This is a genomic window from Burkholderia sp. B21-005, assembly GCF_020843965.1.
Classification (GTDB): domain Bacteria; phylum Pseudomonadota; class Gammaproteobacteria; order Burkholderiales; family Burkholderiaceae; genus Burkholderia; species Burkholderia ambifaria.
Map to the genome: position 1 here is coordinate 2861016 of NZ_CP086302.1, position 20236 is coordinate 2881251.

General features: G+C 67.6%; 17 protein-coding genes. 4 read left to right on the forward strand and 13 right to left on the reverse strand.

Translation table 11 applies throughout. The annotated features are described in order from the left end of the window. Positions 1-170: 170 nt before the first annotated feature. The gene (locus tag LMA02_RS29345) at positions 171-392 is read left to right on the forward strand and encodes a hypothetical protein (RefSeq protein ID WP_175708443.1); all 222 of its coding nucleotides are present in this window, start codon (positions 171-173) and stop codon (positions 390-392) included. Between the two features lie 68 nt (positions 393-460). On the opposite strand, the gene LMA02_RS29350 is transcribed toward LMA02_RS29345, so the two are convergent. Together LMA02_RS29350 and LMA02_RS29355 are read right to left on the reverse strand one after the other, a co-directional pair. Beyond that, positions 461-4255: a DUF748 domain-containing protein gene (locus tag LMA02_RS29350; RefSeq protein ID WP_228908569.1), complete on the reverse strand. Its 3795-nt coding sequence runs from the start codon at positions 4253-4255 to the stop codon at positions 461-463. Between the two features lie 152 nt (positions 4256-4407). Further along, positions 4408-5847, reverse strand: coding sequence for a DUF1254 domain-containing protein (locus tag LMA02_RS29355; protein WP_228908570.1), 1440 nt, complete (start codon positions 5845-5847; stop codon positions 4408-4410). 393 nt (positions 5848-6240) lie between these two features. Here LMA02_RS29355 and LMA02_RS29360 point away from each other — a divergent pair, with 393 nt between their 5' ends. Next, positions 6241-9051 (forward strand): heavy metal translocating P-type ATPase, encoded by a 2811-nt coding sequence (locus tag LMA02_RS29360; protein ID WP_228908571.1) that lies wholly within the window; start codon positions 6241-6243, stop codon positions 9049-9051. 54 nt (positions 9052-9105) lie between these two features. On the opposite strand, the gene LMA02_RS29365 is transcribed toward LMA02_RS29360, so the two are convergent. From LMA02_RS29365 to LMA02_RS29385, 5 genes are all read right to left on the reverse strand, one after another. Then, positions 9106-9342: a hypothetical protein gene (locus LMA02_RS29365; protein ID WP_228908572.1), complete on the reverse strand. Its 237-nt coding sequence runs from the start codon at positions 9340-9342 to the stop codon at positions 9106-9108. 263 nt (positions 9343-9605) lie between these two features. Then, entirely contained in the window at positions 9606-10085 is a 480-nt protein-coding gene (locus LMA02_RS29370) for a GNAT family N-acetyltransferase (RefSeq protein ID WP_006754996.1), read from the reverse strand. Between the two features lie 143 nt (positions 10086-10228). Then, the gene (locus LMA02_RS29375; protein ID WP_166726631.1) at positions 10229-10384 is read right to left on the reverse strand and encodes a hypothetical protein; all 156 of its coding nucleotides are present in this window, start codon (positions 10382-10384) and stop codon (positions 10229-10231) included. 161 nt (positions 10385-10545) lie between these two features. Beyond that, positions 10546-11976, reverse strand: coding sequence for a flagellar hook-length control protein FliK (locus tag LMA02_RS29380; RefSeq protein ID WP_228908573.1), 1431 nt, complete (start codon positions 11974-11976; stop codon positions 10546-10548). A gap of 103 nt (positions 11977-12079) precedes the next feature. Then, positions 12080-12778, reverse strand: coding sequence for an MgtC/SapB family protein (locus tag LMA02_RS29385; RefSeq protein ID WP_105830587.1), 699 nt, complete (start codon positions 12776-12778; stop codon positions 12080-12082). 111 nt (positions 12779-12889) lie between these two features. On the opposite strand from LMA02_RS29385, the gene LMA02_RS29390 reads away from it, so the two are divergent. Next, positions 12890-13999, forward strand: a complete 1110-nt coding sequence (locus LMA02_RS29390; RefSeq protein ID WP_228908574.1) for an AGE family epimerase/isomerase — start codon at positions 12890-12892, stop codon at positions 13997-13999. Here LMA02_RS29390 and LMA02_RS29395 read toward each other — a convergent pair. Further along, on the reverse strand, positions 13972-15597 hold the full coding sequence (locus LMA02_RS29395; protein ID WP_228908575.1) for a methyl-accepting chemotaxis protein: 1626 nt from the start codon (positions 15595-15597) through the stop codon (positions 13972-13974). The genes LMA02_RS29390 and LMA02_RS29395 overlap by 28 nt on opposite strands. A 260-nt stretch (positions 15598-15857) precedes the next feature. On the opposite strand from LMA02_RS29395, the gene LMA02_RS29400 reads away from it, so the two are divergent. Beyond that, the gene (locus LMA02_RS29400; RefSeq protein ID WP_228908576.1) at positions 15858-16301 is read left to right on the forward strand and encodes a PaaI family thioesterase; all 444 of its coding nucleotides are present in this window, start codon (positions 15858-15860) and stop codon (positions 16299-16301) included. A gap of 32 nt (positions 16302-16333) precedes the next feature. Here LMA02_RS29400 and LMA02_RS29405 read toward each other — a convergent pair whose 3' ends face one another. From LMA02_RS29405 to LMA02_RS29425, 5 genes are all read right to left on the reverse strand, one after another. Beyond that, positions 16334-17038, reverse strand: coding sequence for a hypothetical protein (locus tag LMA02_RS29405; RefSeq protein ID WP_228908577.1), 705 nt, complete (start codon positions 17036-17038; stop codon positions 16334-16336). Then, entirely contained in the window at positions 17035-17649 is a 615-nt protein-coding gene (locus LMA02_RS29410) for a hypothetical protein (RefSeq protein ID WP_228908578.1), read from the reverse strand. Before LMA02_RS29410 ends, LMA02_RS29405 begins: the two co-directional genes overlap by 4 nt. Next, positions 17646-18206: a hypothetical protein gene (locus LMA02_RS29415; protein WP_228908579.1), complete on the reverse strand. Its 561-nt coding sequence runs from the start codon at positions 18204-18206 to the stop codon at positions 17646-17648. The genes LMA02_RS29410 and LMA02_RS29415 overlap by 4 nt, the downstream gene beginning before the upstream one ends. Next, complete coding sequence (locus tag LMA02_RS29420) at positions 18203-18880, reverse strand: PAAR domain-containing protein (protein WP_228908580.1); 678 nt, start codon at positions 18878-18880, stop codon at positions 18203-18205. Before LMA02_RS29420 ends, LMA02_RS29415 begins: the two co-directional genes overlap by 4 nt. A 267-nt stretch (positions 18881-19147) precedes the next feature. Beyond that, on the reverse strand, positions 19148-20197 hold the full coding sequence (locus tag LMA02_RS29425; protein ID WP_228908581.1) for a CaiB/BaiF CoA transferase family protein: 1050 nt from the start codon (positions 20195-20197) through the stop codon (positions 19148-19150). Positions 20198-20236 lie beyond the last annotated feature (39 nt).

Genomic DNA, 20236 nt, shown 5'->3' on the forward strand with positions numbered 1-20236 from the left:
CATGAAGCGGGGCTTTCTGTTTTCTATCAAACGTAACCAATCGCAATTGACATCGCGCAGTCGCAATGCGGTGCGTGCCCGGCGCGGCCGCATGGACCGTATTTTTTTCCCGGTTGGCGCAGGACTATTGGCGTGCGATAAAGGGTTTTCCCCTAGCCCGGAGCACGCGTATGTCGACCCTGGAAGCTCTCCGGTTCGTGCTGGACGATGCACGTACCCCCGAAATCATTCGCCACCACGTCGTTGACGCGCTGCAGTACGCGCTGCGCAACTACGGACAGGTGTTTACCGCGAAGGAAATCGAATGGCTCACGCAATGGGACGATGCCCGCCTGCCGCTGGCCGCGAAGAAGGAACTGGACAAGCGCGAACCGGCGATCGCCGTGCGCTGACGGGAAGCGCGCCGCCGCGCCCGATTGCCGGTCGGACGCGGCGGCGGCGGATGAGGGAATAACGCGCGTTACTGCAGGCCGAAGTCGACGCGCGTCGTCGCGCCCTTGTCCTCGATGCCCTTCGCATCGAGCTTCGACGCCACGACGAACATCCGGCTCGAATCGATCTTGCCGTCGAGATACTGGCGCACGGCCTGCGCGCGCTGCTGCGCGAGCGCACGCAGCGCGTTGTCGTCGGCCGGCGCATGATCGGCCAGCGCCTGCTTCATGTCCGCCTCGGGCAGCGTCTTCTGCAGGCCGACCAGGTTGCGCGGCTTCTTGAAGTCGGCGGCCTTGTACGCACGCGTCAGGTACTTCTCGTACTCGGCCGGGTCGACCTTCACCGACATCGGATCGACGCTCTCGCCCTGGCCGATCACGTCCTTCAGCTTCTGCTGGCGCACCAGCCGGTCGACGTACGCGTCGCGCAGCCCCGGCGTGTCCTTCGCCGGATCGACGCGGCCGATCAGGTCGAGGCGGATCGACGGCTTCTCGGTCAGCATCTTCACGACGGTGTCGAGCTTCTTCTGCTGCGCGTCGGTCAGCTGGTACGAGCCCGGCGCGAACTCGACGTAGCCGAGATCCTCGCCGCTGCCGCCGAACGCATTCGCCAGCAGCGAGAACGGCGACGTGACGGCCTTCGCGATCAGGTTCAGCACCGCGCGCCAGATCAGCCCGCCGACGCTGAATTCCGGATTCGACAGCGAACCCGACACCGGCAGGTTCACGTCGATCTGGCCGCGCGTGTTCTTCAGGAGCGAGATCGCGAGCTTCACCGGCAGCTTCGTCGCCGTGTCGTTGTCGACGTGGTCGCCGAACGTGAGCTGGTCGATGAAGATGTGGTTGTTCGCCTGCAACTGGTCGTTCGCGAGCTGGTAGTGCAGATCGACGTTGAGCTTGCCCTTCGTGATCGGATAGCCCGCGTACTTCGCCGAATACGGCGTCAGGTTGGTCAGCTCGATGTCATGCGCGGTCGCCGTCAGGTCCAGCGCCGGCTTCTCGATCAGCGGATTCACCGAACCCTTGATCGAGATCGGCCCGTTGCCCTCGAGGTTCGCGGCGACGTCGACCGGTGCGGACGTCGTCGAATCCGTGCCGAACGCGCCGACCGTGCCCTTGATCGCGACGAGGTGCGCCGTGTAGTTCGGCTTGATGAAGTTGTCCGTGTACGTGACGCGGCCGTTCTGCAGCAGCAGCTCGCCGAAATGCATCCGCACCGGGTTCTGCGGCGGCGGCGCGGCCTTCACGACGACCGTCGCCGATGCAGCGGCCGGCGCGGACGCCTGCTGCGCGACCGCGGCCGATGCGGCCGGTGCGGCGCCCGGCGACAGCGGCACGGGCTCGCCCTTGCTCGCATCGCGCGTGAGCGACTGCGCGGGGCCCGTCTCCTTCGCGACGACGTCCTTCAGGTTCAGCCGCCCCTGCGCATCGAGCAGCACGCGACCGTAGAAGTTCGAGAACGTCACGCGCGCGGCGTCGACGTCGGTGCCCTTCTCGTCGTAGTTCACCTTCAGGTTCGACAACGCGAGCGAGCGCCAGCCCGCGAACGGATCGGACGTCGCCTTGTCGAGCATCCGCACGTCGACCAGCGCGGCATCGCCGCGATAGGTCGCGCGCGGCGCGTCCTTCACCTGCGCGAACGTCAGGTTGCCTTGCGCGTTGAGCAGCGCGCTCGCGATGGTCGCGTTCAGCGCGCTGCCGAAGTACGGCTCGAACGCGGCCGCGTCGAGGCGGTTGCCGTTGATCTTCAGGCCGAGCTTCAGCGGCTGCGCGGTCACGTCGCCCGACACGCTCAGCGCGCCCTTGCGGTTCAGCGTCGCCTTCAGCTGCACCGGCAGCGGCTTCGTCATGTCGTCGCTGATCTTCTGCACCGACAGGTCGAGCGGCTTGATCGCGAGCTTCACCGGACGCGGCGTCGACAGGTCCGTGAAGTTGGCGGCAGAGTCCTTCACGTTCAGCGCGTCGATCCGGTAATGCCACGACGGCGCGGCCGCCTCGGCCTTGCGCGCGACCGTGCGCTTGGGCACCGCCGCCTGCGCGGGTTCGGCCAGCGCCGCGAGATCGATCTTGCCGTCCTTCAGGCGTGTCACGTCGAGCGCGAGCCCGGTCGCGTCGACGCTCGCGATTTCCGCGGTGCGCGCGGCGACATCGACCTTCGCGATCTTCGCGCTTGCGTCGGGCAACACGATCGCGGGCGCCTTCGCGTCCGGCGTCGCGAGCTTCAGCGACTTCAGGCTCACCGTGCTGTCGGCGATCTGCGCATCGAGCGGCGTCTTGCCCCAGTCGGCCTTCGCGTTGACGGTCGCGCCGAGCGTGCCGTCGAGCACGCGCGCACGGGTCGCCTCGCCGAGATACGGCTGCAGCGCCGGCAGCGCGAGTGCGTCGACCGTCAGCTTCGTGTCGGCCTGCTTCGCCGCGACGCTGAACGCGCCCTCGGCCTTCACGTCGCCGCCGCGCGACAGCGACGTCGACAGCGTGTACTTTGCCGGCGTCTTGCCCTGCAGCGTGAAGCCGTCGAGCGTCGCGGCGAGCTTCGTCAGCGACATCGCGGTCGGCGTCGCCGGCACGCGGTCGTCGACGTTGATCGTGCCGCCGTCGATCGCGAAATGACGGATCGTCAGGTCGAGCGGCGGTGCTTCCTTCGCGGCGGCTTCGGCCTTTGCACCGCTCGCGGCGGTGGCGGCGGTGGCGGTGGCCGTCGATGCGGCGGCGCCCGACGCGGCCGGCTTGCCCGCGGCAGCCTTCGGCGCGGCGGCCGGCTGGCCGGCGAGCTTCTCGACGTTCAGCACGCCCTGCTTGTCGCGCGCCAGGTCGACGACCGGCTGGTCGAGCCGGATCTCGTCGAAATGCAGCACGTTGCGCAGCGGCTCGAGGCCGGCGGCCGCCACATGCACGCCGCGCGCGGCGAACAGCGGCTCGGACGCGCGGCCGGTGACCTTCGCGTCGTTCAGGTCGACGCTACCCGACACGCGCAGCGTGGGCGTGTCGCCGCTCATCACGAAGTTCAGCGTGAGGTCGCTGCTCAACAGGCCGCTCGTGACGATCACCGGCAGCTTCGCCGGCGCGTACGAAATCAGCTTCGGCACGTCGAGCCGGTCGAACTTCAGCGCGACTTCCGACTCACGCGACTGCGCGAACGGCTTCGTCTTGCCGTCGATCGCGATCGGGCTGCCGTCGAACCGCGCGCGCAGCTTCGGCTGCACGAAGATGTCGGTCTTCGACGCCAGCGTCGCGATGAACGGAATGCCGAGCGTCCAGTTGTCGACCACGTGCTTTTCGTTCAGCAGGCGGTCGTCGAAGTCGATCCGGCCGCCGTTGACCTGGATGTTCGACACCGAGAACTGCGTCGGCTTGCTTTCGGGCTTGGGCGACGGCTTCGAGAACTTCTCGATCAGGTCGGTGAAGTTGAAGCGCTGCGCGTCGTAGCGGACGATATGGAAGCGCGGCGAGTCGACGCGCACTTCGTTGACGATCGGCGCGCCGCGAAACAGCGACGACCACGACGGCCGCACGACGAGCTTGTCGATATCGATGAAGTCGCCCTGGCCGCCGCGCTCGCCGACGTGCACGCCGTCGGCTTCGAGATTCAGCGTGTACGGGTTCAGCGCGATGCGCTGGATCGTGGACGGCCGGTCGAGCTGCTGGCTCAGTTGCTGTTCGGCGATGTGGCGGATCAGCGGCGGCGCCGCGAAGAACCCGAGCAGTCCGAACAAAACGATGAAGATCAGCACGCCGAGGCCGATACGGCGGGCCCGGCGCGAGCGTGCAACGCCGCCGAGGGTATGGAGGGTGGAGGATAGGGTTTGTTTCTCTGCGCTTGCCATGCTTGAATGCCTCGGAATGGGATGCCGGGCCGCGCCGGAAAACCGGCGCGGCCGTGCACGCTATCCCGAAAGTATAGGCTCAGGAGGTGACGGAACGGCGTTCGGGCGCGAGCGCCGCGCCCGCGGATCGGACAGCGGCGGCGCCTATCCGTTCATTTCCGGACGACGACGGGCGGCATCCACGAGCCATCGCTCGCTTGCGGCTTCGGTGCGTAGAGGCGCAACGCGAGCGCGAAATCGGTACGCGGCGCCGGCAGCCAGTTGGCCGCATGCGCGCCGCCCGACGACGCCGACACGACCACGTCGATCGAGCCGTCGTGATTGCGGCGCAGCCGGTCGCGGTCGCCGAGCGAGCGGCGCGCCGAGCCGACGTCGGGCAGCGCGCCGTTGGTCGCGTACGGTGTCAGCGTCCAGAATCCGCGCACCGGCGGCAGCGCGCCCGGCGCGAAGTGCAGCACGTAGCGGTTCGCGCCGTTCAGCGGATGGCCGTCGCTGTCGACGCGCACGAGCGCGAGCGTCTCGTCGTCGCGCGTCGCGGTGCCGAACTGCGTGTAGGCCGCGTACGCGCGCAGCGCGTAGTCCTGGCCGTACTTGCCGGCCGCGTCGCCGATCCAGCTCCAGCCGTTCGCGTTCAGCAGGTTCGGCGGCGGCGCCGCGAGCCGCGCGCGCGCTTCGGCGACGCCGGCCGTCGCGGCGCTCAGGCGATCGCCCGTCCACGGCACCGGGTAGCCGGCCGACACGCCGATGTCGTTCAGGAGTTCCTGCGCGTGCGCATCGTCGGCGGGTGCCGGGTTGTCCTGCAGCGCCTGCGCGAAACGCGTGAAGAACGCCTTCGGGTCGAGCGCCGCGACCTGCTCGGCCGGCGTGCCGCCGCTCGCCGCTTCCGACGGCGCGCTGCCCGCATGGACCGCGACCGACGCGCCGCGCGCGCTGCCCGTATAGACGGACAGCGGCACCACGCGGATCGCCCGCTGCAGTTTCTTCACGTTCGTGAGGTCGCGCCCGCCGCTCGTCTGCAGGCGCACTTCGAGCCAGGCGTTGGCCGACGGCACGTCGATACGCAATGCGCCCTTCGGCAGCGTGCCTTGCCAGTCCTTCGCGGCAAAGGCAATCGTTTGCGATCGCGCGGCGCCGCGTGCGCCACGCGCCGCGACACTCGACGACGACCACAGCACGTTCGTCCACATGTCGAGCGCGCGGGCATCCCAGTAGCGGCCGCGGGTGTCGGGCAGCGTGACGATCACCGGCTCGGCGCCGACGTCGAGCCAGCCGGTCGAGTCGAGCGTGTCGACGCCCGGCAGCGGCGGGTTGAGCGCGCCGACGGGCGGCAGCGCCTGCGCGTGACGCAGCGTGTTGAGCGGCGCCTGGCCCGGCTGCGCGCCGTCGCCGCCCGTCGCGGCTTCCTTCGCGACGTCCATCAGCACGAGCGGATACGCATACACATAGGAATCGGCCACTTCGGCGCGCAACCAGCCGGTTTTCCGCTGGATCGCGTCCGGTTGCGACGCGCAGCCCGCCAGCAGCGCCGCCAGGGCCAGCGACGCGCCTGCCGCGCGCCGCAGCGAAATTGATTCTCGTAGGTTTTCAATCATTGTGTACTGGCCGAATATCGTTCTTGTCAGTCAACGCCTTGTTCGACTCACGATCGGCGAAAGCAAGGCACCCCAGCCTGCCCGGTCGCCGCTTCGCTGGGCGGGCGCTGATGTCAGGCCGGTATCATAGCGCCTAAGGGCATCCCCCAATATGCCGAATAACGGGCGGAGCGGTAGTTGCGGCGTCGACAGTCCCCAGGCGGCGGAAGGCAACGCCGTCCGGACGCAATGCATTGGCTGCCCCGGGCTCCGGCAAATAGAGGGACGCATCAGCAGCCCCGAGCCGGTATACACGTCCGTGCATTTCATCGTCGCCCCCCTTGACCTTCCCATCATGGGAATGTTGATACTGGGATCATTCGCGGCACGAACCGCGCTTTTGGGGAATCCGACATGACTGAACCACTCGCCTCCGCGGGCTTGCAAACGATCGAACTGTCCGTCGACGGCATGCATTGCGGCGGCTGCACGGGCCGCGTGCAGCGTGCACTTGCCGCCGTGCCGGGCGTCGTCGAGGCCGCGGTCGATCTCGACGCGCAGGCGGCGACGGTGACCGTGCAGGACACGGTCGAGCCCGTGCAGCTCGTCGATGCGATCAGCGCGGCGGGCTATCGCGCGACCGTGCGTGAAGCGGCGTTCGAAGCCGTTGCTGCCGCGCAGGCGCAGCACGCGCCACGCGCCGAAGCGCTGCCCGCCACGCCGGCGGCACCGCCCGCGACCGCGGCCACGATCGAACTCGATATCGACGGCATGACCTGCGCGTCGTGCGTGTCGCGCGTCGAAAAGGCGCTGGCGAAGGTGCCGGGCGTCACGCGTGCGTCGGTCAACCTCGCCACCGAGCGCGCGACCATCGACGCGGCACCGGACGTTTCCGCGTCGCGACTGGCCGAAGCCGTGCAGCAGGCCGGCTACGGCGCGACAGCGGTCGCCGCGACGCCGCCGGCCGCTTCCCGCGATCTCGAATTCGACATCGGCGGCATGACGTGCGCATCCTGCGCCGGCCGCGTCGAAAAAGCGCTGGCCGCGGTGCCGGGCGTCGCGCGCGCGTCGGTCAATCTCGCGACCGAGCGCGCGTCGGTGCATGGCGGCGGCGCGCTCGACGCCGCCGCGCTGATCGCGGCGGTCACGACCGCCGGCTACCGCGCATCGCTCGCCGCCGCGCCGGACGCCGCCACCGGCGGCGCAGCCGAAGTCCCCGCCGGCGACCCGGCGCAAGCCCCCGAGGCCCGCAAGCGCCGCGAAGCGATCCGCGAACGCAATCTGGTGATCGGCTCGGCCGTGTTGAGCGCACCGCTCATCGTGCCGATGCTCGTCGCGCCGTTCGGCATCGACGCGATGCTGCCCGGCTGGCTGCAGCTCGTGCTCGCGTCGATCGTCCAGTTCGGCTTCGGCGCGCGCTTCTACCGCGCCGCCTGGCACGCCGTGAAGGCGCGCACCGGCAACATGGACCTGCTCGTCGCGCTCGGTACCTCGGCCGCGTTCGGCCTGAGCCTGTGGATGCTGGTGCGCGACCCCGTCGACCCGGGCCACCTGTATTTCGAGGCATCGGCCGTCATCGTCACGCTGGTGCGCTTCGGCAAATGGCTCGAAGCCCGCGCGAAACGCCAGACGAGCGAGGCGATCCGCGCGCTGAACGCGCTGCGCCCCGACCGCGCGCGCGTCGTCGAGCACGGCGTCGAACGCGACGTGCCGCTGGCGCAGGTGCGCGTCGGCACGACCGTCAGCATCCGTCCCGGCGAGCGCGTGCCCGTCGACGGGCGCATCGTGTCGGGCCGCTCGCACGTCGACGAATCGCTGATCACCGGCGAAAGCCTGCCGGTGCCGAAGGACGACGGCGATCCGGTCACGGCCGGCTCGATCAACGGCGAAGGCGCGCTCGTCGTCGAAACCACGGCGATCGGCGCGGAGACGACGCTCGCGCGCATCATCCGCCTCGTCGAATCCGCGCAGGCGGAAAAGGCGCCGATCCAGCGGCTCGTCGATCGCGTGAGCGAAGTGTTCGTGCCGGCGATCCTCGGCATCGCCGTGCTGACGCTGATCGGCTGGCTAATCGCCGGCGCCGGCACCGAAACGGCGATCCTCAATGCCGTCGCGGTGCTCGTCATCGCGTGCCCGTGCGCGCTCGGTCTCGCGACGCCCGCGGCGATCATGGCCGGCACCGGCGTCGCGGCGCGCCACGGCGTGCTGATCAAGGACGCGCAGGCGCTCGAACTCGCGCAGCGCACGACCGTGATCGCGTTCGACAAGACCGGCACGCTGACCGAAGGCAAGCCGTCCGTGACCGCGTTCGACGCGGTCGGCATCCCACGTGAGCAAGCGCTCGCTCTCGCGGCCGCGGTCCAGCGGCAAAGTGATCATCCGCTTGCGCGCGCCGTGGTCGCCGCGCACGAAGCGGATGTTGCGGCCCGGGGCGTCGCCGCAGGTTCGGCCGATATCGTCGCGGCGGATGCGCGCGCGGTGGCCGGACGCGGCGTTCAAGCGCACGTCGACGGGCAGCTTCTCGCGCTCGGCAGCACCCGCTGGCGCGATGAACTCGGCATCGTCGTGCCGCCGGAACTCGACGCGCGTGCCGCGGAACTCGAACACGCGGGCAACACGATTTCCTGGCTGATGCGCGCCGATGCGCCGCGCGCGTTGCTCGCGCTGACCGCGTTCGGCGACACCGTGAAGCCCGGCGCGCGCGACGCGATCGCGGCACTGTCGGCGCGCGGCGTCGCGAGCGTGCTCGTGACGGGTGACAACCCCGGCAGCGCGGCGGCCGTCGCGGCAGCACTCGGGATCAGCGAAGTGCACGCGCAGGTGCTGCCCGACGACAAGGCGCGCGTGGTGGCCGAACTGAAGCGCACGCACGGCGGGATCGTCGCGATGGTCGGTGACGGGATCAACGACGCGCCCGCGCTCGCCGCGGCCGACGTCGGCATCGCGATGGCGACCGGCACCGACGTCGCCATGCATACGGCCGGCATCACGCTGATGCGCGGCGATCCGGCGCTCGTCGCCGATGCGATCGACATCTCGAAGCGGACGTACCGGAAGATCCAGCAGAACCTGTTCTGGGCGTTCGTCTACAACCTGATCGGCGTGCCGCTCGCGGCGCTCGGCTGGCTGAACCCGGTGATTGCGGGGGCGGCGATGGCGTTCTCCAGCGTCAGCGTCGTGACGAACGCGTTGCTGCTGCGCAGATGGAAAGGCCGGGCAAGGTGACGAGAGGAGGCACGAATACGGGCGGAACGGCAGTCTGCCCGCTGTTTGGAGGTTTTATCGGCTTCGACGGATCCACAAGCAATACGCACCGATCGCGACCAACATCGCTCCGTCGATGACACCGAGAAACGGAAGCGGGCTCGTCCATTTGTCCATATTGGTCGTGCGGGAGTAGTAGGGTGGACCGTCGCCGTATGCCTCGTTCAGATTGATCGCGTTGAACGCCACAACGAACAGAATTGACATCAGCAGTGCCGCACTGATCACTATGCGCAACAGGCGTTTTCGCATGTCAGTATTGAACCGTCAGTGGAACGTAACACTCGGGCATGCCCTTCGTCGCGGCTTCGATTTGAGTACGCCAGACTTATCGGCCACCCATCATAAAAGGACAACGCTGGGTTTCAGTCGCGGCACAGAATGGCGTACACCGTGTTCAATGTGTTAAATGGGGCTGACGGGCCACTCCAGAGCGCCTCGCGACTCGCGCGTGCTCACATGTGAAAACATGTCGAACCGCAAACAGTGAGCGTCCGATACTCGAATCTTCGCGGCTAGCCCGGGACGACCGGCTTGATCAGCGTCGTCGTGATCGGCGCGAAACCGCACGCCCGATACAGCGCACGTGCGGCCGTGTTGTGATTGAACACCGACAGCCCGATTTCGGTGACGCCGTGGCGGCGTGCCTCGGCCTCGAGTGCATCGAGCGTGCGCGTGGCCCAGCCCTGGCGGCGCCGGGACGGGACGATGTCGAGGTCGTAGATGAACAGCGTGCGGTTCGGCCCTTCGGGCACGATCGCGTACCAGAGGTCGCCGACCGTGTCGCCGCTGGCAGCGTCGATCAGCTGGACGAGTGTCTGGCCGGAGGTGAGCAGGCCGTCGGGCAGCAGCGTATCGAAGCAGGCGCGGGCGCGGCCCGCCGCGTCTTCACTCGCGTTCTGCCCGGATGACACGAGATCGCGCGCGTAGCCGTCGATGGCGCGCGTGCGGTATGCGTGGAATTCGCCGGCCGTCATCGGCCGCATCTGCAGCATGGCCCGGGTGTCGCGAAGGAAGTCGAACTTCCAGTTTAGCGGGACGGTCGCACAGGCGCGCGATGCGGCGGTGAAAAACGGGCAGGCAATGGCGGCGAGCGCCGCGCCGAATCAGCGAATCAGCGAATCAGCGAATCAGCGAATCAGCGACGGTACACGACGATCGGCACGAAGTTCGCACGACGCATGCGATCGGCTTCGGCGCTACGCGCAGCGTACGAGTATTCCGCGTCGAGCGGCAGGTGCGGGGAGACGAACAGATCGTCGATCTTTTGCAGCAGGGCAAGAATGAAGCTCATGTGAGACTCCTGAGATAGCTCTAGGGTTTTCCCTTAGATGGACTCCATTCTAAGGGTTTTCCCTGAACTCTGCCAGCTCACCGCATCAGTTTGCCGCACCCGCGCCACGCGCCGCCCCGCCCGCCCCGTCGAGCGGAGGGTTGCAGGTAGGGTCAGAGTATTTAGTGCGTTCGACGCGCGCGCTTCGCGGCCGCCGCCTCACGGTTCGCATTGCGCTGAAGCCGGTCGACCTGCGACAGCATGGCTTCGTGGTGTTCCGCGAGTGTCATCAGCGTTGCCTGCTGCGTCGACAGATCGGCAGCCAGCCGGTCGATCCGCTGTTGCCGGGCTTCCAGATCCTGCTTCAGGTGCGCGATCTGCCGCGTTTGCAGCACCAGCGCGATGAGCCCAGCGAACACGACGACCGCCAGCGCCAGCAGCAGTCGGTTGACGCGGCGCATCTCGCGATCGGCCGCCTGCTTCAAGCCGGCCGTCTCGGCCTGCAGCGTGGCAAGCCGGTCCGACAGCGGGCGCAGATGAGTGTCGGGATCGAAGTCCGACGCGCCCGGTTGCGCGCGATCCGCCGACGGCTTCGTCACGAACGACGCGGCGGACGCCACCGGCTGCACGACCGGCGAGGCCGGCGCTGCGGTTGCTCGCGCAGCGTCGCGGGGGCTCGCGGCAATCGCGGCCACCGCGGCAACTGCGGGCTCGGCCGGTTCGGCCGTCGCCGGCGGTTCGGCAGAGCGCGCGGCGTGCGCCGGCGTCGATTCCGGCTCCGCGCCGACAGCCGCCGCTTCCCGCGCGCCGCGCACCGCCGCCGTGTCGCGTCTGCCGGCGGCCGCACGTCGCCTGCCGCCGGAGGATGCGCGGCGCCCCTTCGTGGTCTCGCCGGGCGTGCGCGCTGCTTCATCGTGCGTGACCGGCGCAGCGGCACCTTCCGCGTCGCCGTCCGCTTTCACGGGACGGTCGCCGAGCACCGCGTCGAGCGCACCGCCCACCGCCGCAGCATTCGCCGTCGCACGATCCGCGTTCGTCCCGGCCGCGTCGCCAGCTTCCGACACGCTGCCGGCCTTCGCGTGGCCGTCGCCAGTTACCGGCTCACCGGCCGCAGCCGCTGCGACGCCATCGGCGTGCCGCGCATCGGCGCGCTTCGTTGTGTCGGCATCGGCATCGGCCGTGCGCGCGGCATCGGCCACATCATCATTTGCACGCGTCGATGCCGACGCTGCCGTCGTCGCGACGTCGGTAGCCTGCTCCACCGCATCGACAGCATCGCCATCCGCATCGGCAGCGTGGCCGGGCGCGGCGAATCCGTCCAGCAGCGCCTGGCGACCGGCATCCTCGCCGGCCGCAACAGCGTCCGTCTCGGCGTCCGCGAGCGCGTCATCGCGCGCGACGACCGGCGCACGCGCCGCCGGCTCGAGCACCGGATCGCCAAACAGGTCGAGCGTGCGTTCGTCCCGCGGCGCATCGCCGCCCGCCGCGTGACCAGACCGCGCGGTGGCCTTGGCGGCGGTGTCTGCCGCGGCCGCGACGGAGCGCGGGCGCGAACGGGCCGACGAGCGGTCGGAGCGGGAAAGGGAGCGAGGCTGGGAAACGGATTCGGTCATGGAGTCGGATTACAAGCCCGCGAACGCGGAATCGGAGGTCGAACGGAATCAGCGACGGCCATTGTCGCATGACCGATCGCCGATCCGGCCGATCGGATGCCGTCTATTCGTCGCCCGACAACCCGTTGCCTTCGTCGAATCGCGTCACGCACGACAGCGCGCGCAGCTTGTCGCAGATCGCGCGGTATTCGAGATCCGACACGCGGCCGAGCGCGATGCGCACCTCGTCGTGCTCGCCGGTGTCGTCGGCGCGCTGCACGATGAATTGCTTCACGCGCGCGCTGTCGGGGCCGAGCGCCGCGTGCAGCGAATCGAACGTCAGCGCGCCGCTCACCACCGTCAGCGTGAACTGGCGGCGCTGCCGCACGGTGAAGTAGCGCCGCTCCAGCGGCTTGATGCCGGCCAGGATGATCAGGATGATGATCGTCGCGGAGATCGACGCGACGTACAGGCCGCCGCCCACCGCGAGGCCGATCGCGGCGACCGACCACAGGCTCGCGGCTGTCGTCAGCCCGCGCACGATCTCGCCGCGCAGCAGGATCGAGCCCGCGCCGAGGAAACCGATGCCCGACACCACCTGCGCGGCGATCCGCGACGGGTCGAGCACGATGTGGTCGCTGGTGCCAAGCACGTCGGCGAAACCGAACGCCGACACGATCATGATGAGCGTCGAGCCAACACAGACGAGCATGTGCGTGCGCAGGCCAGCCGCCCACGAAAGGCGCTCACGCTCGAAGCCGATGACGCTGCCGAGCGCCGCCGCGAGAACCAGCCGCATCACGAGTTCCAGGTTGCCGAGCATCCGATTTATCTCCTTTTTTGGGGGCGGCCGCGCGGAATGGTTTATCCTTGGGCCCGGCCGCGCCGCTCCGGGCCGCGCCGACTCGATTCGATCCAAGCGCTCAATCCCGCCATGTCCGTTCCCGATTCCGCTTCCGCCCAGACCGCCCGATTGCGCGACCATTTTGCGCACGTCATCTTGCCGATCTGGCAGGGTTCAGGGTTCGACCACACGTTGCGGCTGCCGTTCGAGGCCGTCGATCCGGCCACCCATGCCCCGCTGCCCGCCACCCGTTATCGCGCAATGGCATGTGCGCGGCAACTGTTCGTGTTCGCGCAGGCCGGCAACACCGCGCACGCGGCCACGCTGTTCGACTCGCTGTGCAGCCGCTTCCGCGACCCGCGCCACGGCGGCTGGTTCTACAGCGTCGACGCGCAAGGCGCGCCGCTCGACACGACCAAGGACCTCTATACGCACGCGTTCGTCGTGTTCGCGTGCGCCGCATGGCATGCGGCGTCGGGCGACACCGCGGCGCGCACGGTCGCCGAGGACACCGCCGCATTGATCCAGGACCGCTTCGCGCCGCAGCCAGGCGACGCGCTGCTCGACGCCGCGCGCCACGCCGATTTCTCGTCATCGGGCGGCGGCGCGCTGCAGAACCCGCTGATGCACCTGACCGAAGCATGGCTCGCGGCCGCCGATGCGTTCGGCGACGCGGCGTTCAACGATGCGCTCGCACGCACCGCGCAGGCCGTCGAGCGCACGTTCGTCGATCCGGCCACCGGCTGCGTCGCCGAGCTGCCGCTCGGGGCGCCCGACAACCGCTTCGAGCCCGGCCACCAGTTCGAATGGTTCTATCTGGTCGATGCAGCCGGCGCTCGGCTCGCGCAGACCGGGCTTCCCGACGCACTCGCGCGCGCGTTCGCGTTCGCCGAGCAGTACGGAATCGATCCGCAGACGGGCGCCGTGTGCGCGGCCGTCGACGCGCAAGGCGCGTGCATCGACGGCACGCAGCGAATCTGGGCGCAGACCGAATACCTGCGCGCGCTCGCGACGCACGGCGGCACGCCGGCCTCCGCGCCGCTCGCGCAGCAGATCGAGCGCTTCGCCGCGCGCTTCCTGCATCCGCGCGGCTGGTTCGAGTGCAAGACGGCCGACGGGCAGGTGTCGCGCGCCGACATGCCGTCGACGACGCCCTACCACCTCGCGACCGCTTACGCGGCGCTGCCCGCCGCTTCGTAACCGGCGTCGGCAAACGACGGCGCGCGCTCATCGCGAACCTCGCGAATCGCGCGCGCGTCGCCCAGCTCGAACACCGACACCGCCTGCATCAGGTGCGCGGTCTGCTCGTTCAGCGACGCGGCCGCCGCCGCGACTTCCTCCACCAGTGCCGCGTTTTGCTGCGTCAACTGGTCCATCTGCGTGACGGCCTGGTTCACCTGCTCGATGCCGACGCTCTGCTCGACCGACGCGGCCGTGATCTCCGACATCGTCTGCACGACGCGCGTGATCGACGCCGATACCGTCCGCATCGCGTCACCGGCACGCTCGACGAGTTCCGAGCCGCCGTCGATCTGCGCGACCGACTCCTCGATCAGCGCCTTGATCTCCTTCGCCGATTGCGCGCTGCGCTGCGCGAGCGAGCGCACTTCGCCCGCGACCACCGCGAAGCCGCGGCCCTGCTCGCCCGCACGGGCGGCCTCGACCGCCGCGTTCAGCGCGAGGATGTTGGTCTGGAACGCGATGCCGTCGATCACCGAAATGATCTCCGCGATCCGCCCCGAGCTCTGCGCGATGCCGCGCATCCGGTCGATCACGCTGTCGACCACGCCGCCGCCGTGGCGCGTCGCGTCGAGCGCCGCGTCGGCCAGTGCGCTGGCCGCACGCGCACTGTCGGTGTTCTGGCGGACGGTCGCGGTCAGTTCCTCCATGCTCGCGGCGGTTTCCTCGAGCGACGCGGCCTGCGTGCCCGTGCGCGCGGACAGGTCCGCGTTGCCGCCGGCGATCTCGCCCGCGCCGAGGTGGATCGCGTCGGACGCGTGACGCACGGTGCGCACGGTGTCCGCGATGCTCGCCTGCATCGCGGCGAGGCCGCGCAGCATCCGGTCGATCTCGAACACGCCCGCCGCCCGCACGGCTTCGTCGAGCCGGCCCTGCGCGATCCGCTCGAAATGGCGGCCGGCTTCGTCCAGCGGCGCGACCACCGCGCGCCGCGCGCCCGCGTAAATGGCCGCGCTCGCCGCGAGCATCGCCACCAGCAACACGATGCCGACCCACTTGAACCACTGCATCCCGCTGTCGATCGTGTCGAGCGCGGCACGGCTCGACGCGCCGCCGTAGTCGGCGAAGCGGTGCAGTTCGGCGAGATACGCGTCCTGGAAGCGTTGCGTCGGCTGATCGAGGAACGCCTGGATGTTGTCGGCGTCGAGGAACTGCACGAGTTCGCCCAGCGCGCCGTGCAGCGCGCGATAGCGCTCGGCGAGCGCCGCGACGTGCGCGCGGTTCGTTGCGTCGACGGCCTGCGCGGCCGTCAGCGCGGCGAACGCCTTGTCCGCTTCAGCGAGCGAAGCGCTCGCATGGCGGATGATGTCGTCGGGTTTCGGGCCGCCGCGCACCATCCGCGTGCCGGCACGCGACAGGTTCACGCGCGCGTCGAGCAGGCGCTCGGTCGCCTGACTGGCCGCGTCGACCTGCGCGATCGCGACGTTCGACAGATCGTCGACGCCGCTGCGCGTCGACGCGAGCGCCCAGAAGCCGAGCGCCTCGATTGCGACGAGAAAGAGGCAAAACACGGTCAACACGCCGAGCAGACCCGACGCGAGCTTGATTTTTCCGAACATGGGGGGAGATTCCTGGAGAGCCGACGATGGAGCAATGCCCCGGCATTAGCGGCATTTCTTCGTCGGACTTTAGGCTCCCGGCCCGGCGATCTCCGTCATTCCCGCCGAATCGCCGGCAAACGAGCATGACTCGCGCGTTCGACGCAATAATCTCAGCGCATCGCGCCGGTAATCGCAAGAAACGCGGACGAATTTCCTTGCTTATCCGCAGCCCCCTTCCTAGAGTTCAGCGCAAGCGGACACGGATTGCGAGGAAGTCGATGACGGACATCACGGACCACGCGCGCGGCGCATTGCGCGCGCAACCGTTCAGCATGCTGCTGGGCACGGAGCTGATGCATATCGGCGACAACGAGGTGTCGCTGTGCCTGCCCGTGCGGGAAGAACTGCGCCAGCAGCACGGCTTCGTGCACGGCGGCGTGATCGGCTATCTCGCCGACAACGCGCTGACGTTCGCCGGCGCGCTCGTGCTCGGCCCGCGCGTGATCACCGCCGAATACAAGATCAACTACCTGCGGCCGGCCGTGAACGGCACGCTCGTCGCGCGCGCGAAGGTCGTCTACGCGGGGCGGCACCAGGCGACCTGCCAGTGTCACGTCTTCGTCATCGACGGCGATCACGAGCGGCTCGTCGCGATCGCGCAAGGCACGATCAACCGCGTCGGCGACGGCAAGATGTCGGATTCGCCGGAGGAAACGGCGTGAGTCTGGTTCGCCGCCGGCTTGTGTCGGCGAGACTATTCCGCGCCCTGAACCGAAAATTGAAAAGGAACGTCGGGACGCACAAATCGAAGCCGAATGTCGTTCAGCGCGGGGACAAAACGTCTCTTTTCAAACACGTAGTACGACATTAAAAGACCAATACGAGACTCCTGCGCACCATCGAACAGATAGCTGTTCTTCGGAAATGCAAGCTTCCCGTCCTGTGTCGCCAATACGGCCCGACAGGACGAAAGCAGGCTGGGCAAATGAAGAAACGTCACGTCTCTTTTCGGTGCAAGCGGATCGATCAGCAGATAAATTTGCCGGTGGCGGTTAGCTTCACCTGACCCGCTGCCATCTCCTTCCACGCACAGAGCGGACGGATGATGGTGCATTCGCTTGGCAAAAAACACGCGAGCGCTGTCAGGGTAAATTTCAATCGGGCGCTCACCCGGGAAAGCCGTCGCTTTCGAAAAGCGATAGATTCGGCCGCCAATCGTCAGGCGGTTCCCCGCTACTTCGACGTGTACCGTCTTCCCGCCCAACTCGACGCCGAAATCTCGGTAAACATCCCCGCCGCGGTAGGAATATAGAGCGCTTGCGTCGTGCTCGATCGGGTCGCCAAAAGCTGCGCTCGATTGGACCGCATAAAACTCGTCATAGCCACTGTAGGTGGTCGAGCCACGGGCGCCGCTTGCGAAGGCTGCCAAGATTGCCGCCACCATTACTGCAGATTTCATCGGTATGCTTTTCCCCCGCTCGCTTTCAGGTAGTCAGGATTGTGCTGCCAAAACACCGTACTACCGTGCGCGGCCGTCGACACCCATACCGAGTCGTAGCGCCCTCGTTCACCACCGTCTACGATTTTCCCGGTTCTCTTATGACGGATTTTCCAACGAACGATGACCTCACGCCGCTTCTCCGGCACGCCGAAAATGTTGTCTGATTGCGAGCCCCATTTGAACCCGTCACGAACCTTGGGATGATTGCCGTAATTGGTTTTGAAGTCCAGGCCATCCCACCAGAATGCCCCGTTTGAAGGATCGGGGCGCTCATCGAGTAATGCTTTTCTGGCCCAGTCAACGGCAAGCGCCATCGCCGGGTTCAATGCAATTTCACTGTCGGGGGCGCGCATCAGTTTGTTGAATCTCGCGTTGGAGCCGTCCCACGCATACGAATAATTCGGATCTGCTGTACGTAGTTCGGAGACCGTCTTTCTCCCCCACGCGCGGCATCGATTTGCAACGGCAAACGCAATCCCGCCGATTTCCTCCGAGTCATTCGCCGTGGACGCCTCCCCATAGGCAATTGCGGCAAGCAATCGCATGTCTCGATCGATCGCGCTACTCATCGCACATCTCCCTCACGCCATGTCACGAAGACGAGATTCGGATGCTCCTTCAACGAAAACGCGCGAGTCTTCCCTCCTCTTAGTGCCGCGCCGTGGACGAGAAATTGCTCGTCGCTTGACAGCGTGTATATCATGCCCTCGACCGGAGAACCGGTCACCGCATCACAGATTTCGAAGTAGCGCTCGAGATCCTCATCTACACCTACATTGGCGGGACCACGCGTGTCAGCGTACGGCGCAACGAGCGTTGCCGCTTCCATGGCCGTAAATGACATGCTCATGCCGCGCTCCGCATAAAAAACGGGTGGCGGATTACAACCACAGACATTGATGTCGCCGCTCAGCGCCCAAGGTTTGCCATTCGGACCGGTACCAGGCCAGCGCGGACCTCGCGGCGCGATAAACCCTTCCTGCTTACAGGCCTCGCAATAGGTTTTCATGTAGAGCGTTGCGATATGCACGCGCGGTGGAGGATTGGAACACGTAACGTGTTCCAATCCTTCCGTGATCGTCGCGCTACCACCCCGATCGCCCTTCGCAAGAAAAAAACGGATCATGCGACATCGCCTTGGCGCGCCATGGTCGAACGCTTCACCGGCGTGAAGGTACAGGCGGATGCGAGACCCTCGCGTTCCGGGCTATCCGTAATGGTGTCGCCGTTATCGAGTTCGCTTCCAACGAAGGCCAGCGGTTCGAAATCACGGTTATCCACCAGCGTGAGGCCGCTGACGATTCGCGCGGTCGAACCATCTGCATAGTCGACCTGGTTGCCAACGACACCAGCGTTGCCAAGCCGGATACCGGTATCCCATGCTCCGGTAACATTTCGCAGTACGCCACCTCGCGCAGTCGTTGCTCCTCGCACTGCGAGCCGGTAGCGTGACGGCGCAGGCGGAGGCACGTAAGCCGGATCGAACAATCCGTCGACTGTCTCGCCCGCGAGGACATGAATGCCCCACAACAGCTGAAGCGTTTCGACGATACGATCGCCGTTACTCAACCGGCTACCGACAAGTGCAAATGGCTTGTCACGGCAGACCGCATAATTGCCCGCACCATCGGTAATGACGGCCTCACTGCCATCATCGTATGTCACGACATCGCCAACACGGGCAACAGCAAGGCCGGCGACGGCCAGACTGCTGGTCGCTTGGGTCACACGACCGCCGCGCTCGGTGAGCGCGCCGATAGTGGCGAAAAGATGAGTCGGCTCGCTCTGCTCGTTCTTCATCCGAATTTCCTTTCTCGACAATTGAATAAGGATTGCTCAGCACATAATGTGCGTAGCCGAGAAAGGAAAAACAATCAGACGAATTCGAAATCACTATCAATAGTGAGAATTACTTTCTCTGTCTTTATATCGCGATTCGGCCGACATCCGTCATCTTGTCCGTCGAGGGCATGCTCGGGCTTGGGCGCGCGTCCGGTTCCGCGCGCCGCCGATTCGAGATAAGCCTAGCTCACATGCTCCGGAGACACATCCGACTTCGGAATGCGCCTAGGCTTCGTCGCCCATCAGCGGCAAAAACCGCGGCGCCACGCGCGCCCGAACGTTGCCGTTCCCGTCGACGCGATAAATCCCGCGCGCCGCATTGTGCGGGTGCGCCACCGCTTCGGCCACGCTCAGCACCGGCGCAAAGCATGCGTCGCTGCCTTCGAGCAACGCGCGCCAGTGCGCGGACGGCTGCTGCGCGAATACCTCGGCGAAACGCGCCTTCAGCGTCGGCCAGCGCGCGCGGTCGTACTGCGACGCCGGATCGACGTCAGCCAGCCCGAGCCGCTCGACCAGCAGCGCATAGAACGGCGGCTCGAGCGCGCCGATCGTCACGCATTCGCCGTCCGCGCAGCGATATACGTCGTAGAACGGCGCGTCGTGGAAAAGGCTTGGCTGCGCGCCATCGAGCTGCCCGTTCGCGCGCGCCCACAGCGCGAGCGAGCCGAGCATCGACACGATGTCGACGATCGCACCGTCGACCACCCGCCCCGGGCCGCCGCCGCGCACGTCGAACAGCGCGCAGACGATCCCGAACGCGAGCCCGAGCGCGCCGCCCGCATCGCCGACGACGGTCGGCGGCACGCCGGGCCGGCCGTCACGCGGCGCGGACAGCGACAGCAGCCCCGTCAGCGCGACGTAGTTCAGGTCGTGCCCGGCGGCCGTCGCGAGCGGCCCGTCCTGGCCCCAGCCCGTCATCCGTCCGTACACGAGCTTCGGATTGCGGCGTGCACAAGCGTCCGGCCCGAGGCCGAGACGCTCCATCACGCCCGGTCGCAGCCCCTCGATCAGCGCATCGGCCTGAGCGATCAGCGCGAGCGCCGCATCGCGGCCGTCCGGTGTCTTCAGATCGAGCTCGACGATCGTCTTGCCTTCGCGCAGCAGGTCGCCGTCGCGGCCCTGCAACGCGTCCGGCGCACTCGTGCGGCCGGCCGGGCGCGCGATCAGCGTGATGCGCGCGCCCATTCCGGCGAGCATCCAGCCCGCGACCGGGCCGGGGCCGAGACCTTCGAATTCGACGATATGGACGCCGGAAAGCGGCGCGTTCAATGACATGGCGACCTCGCTGGAATACAACCGGACAGGAGCGAAACA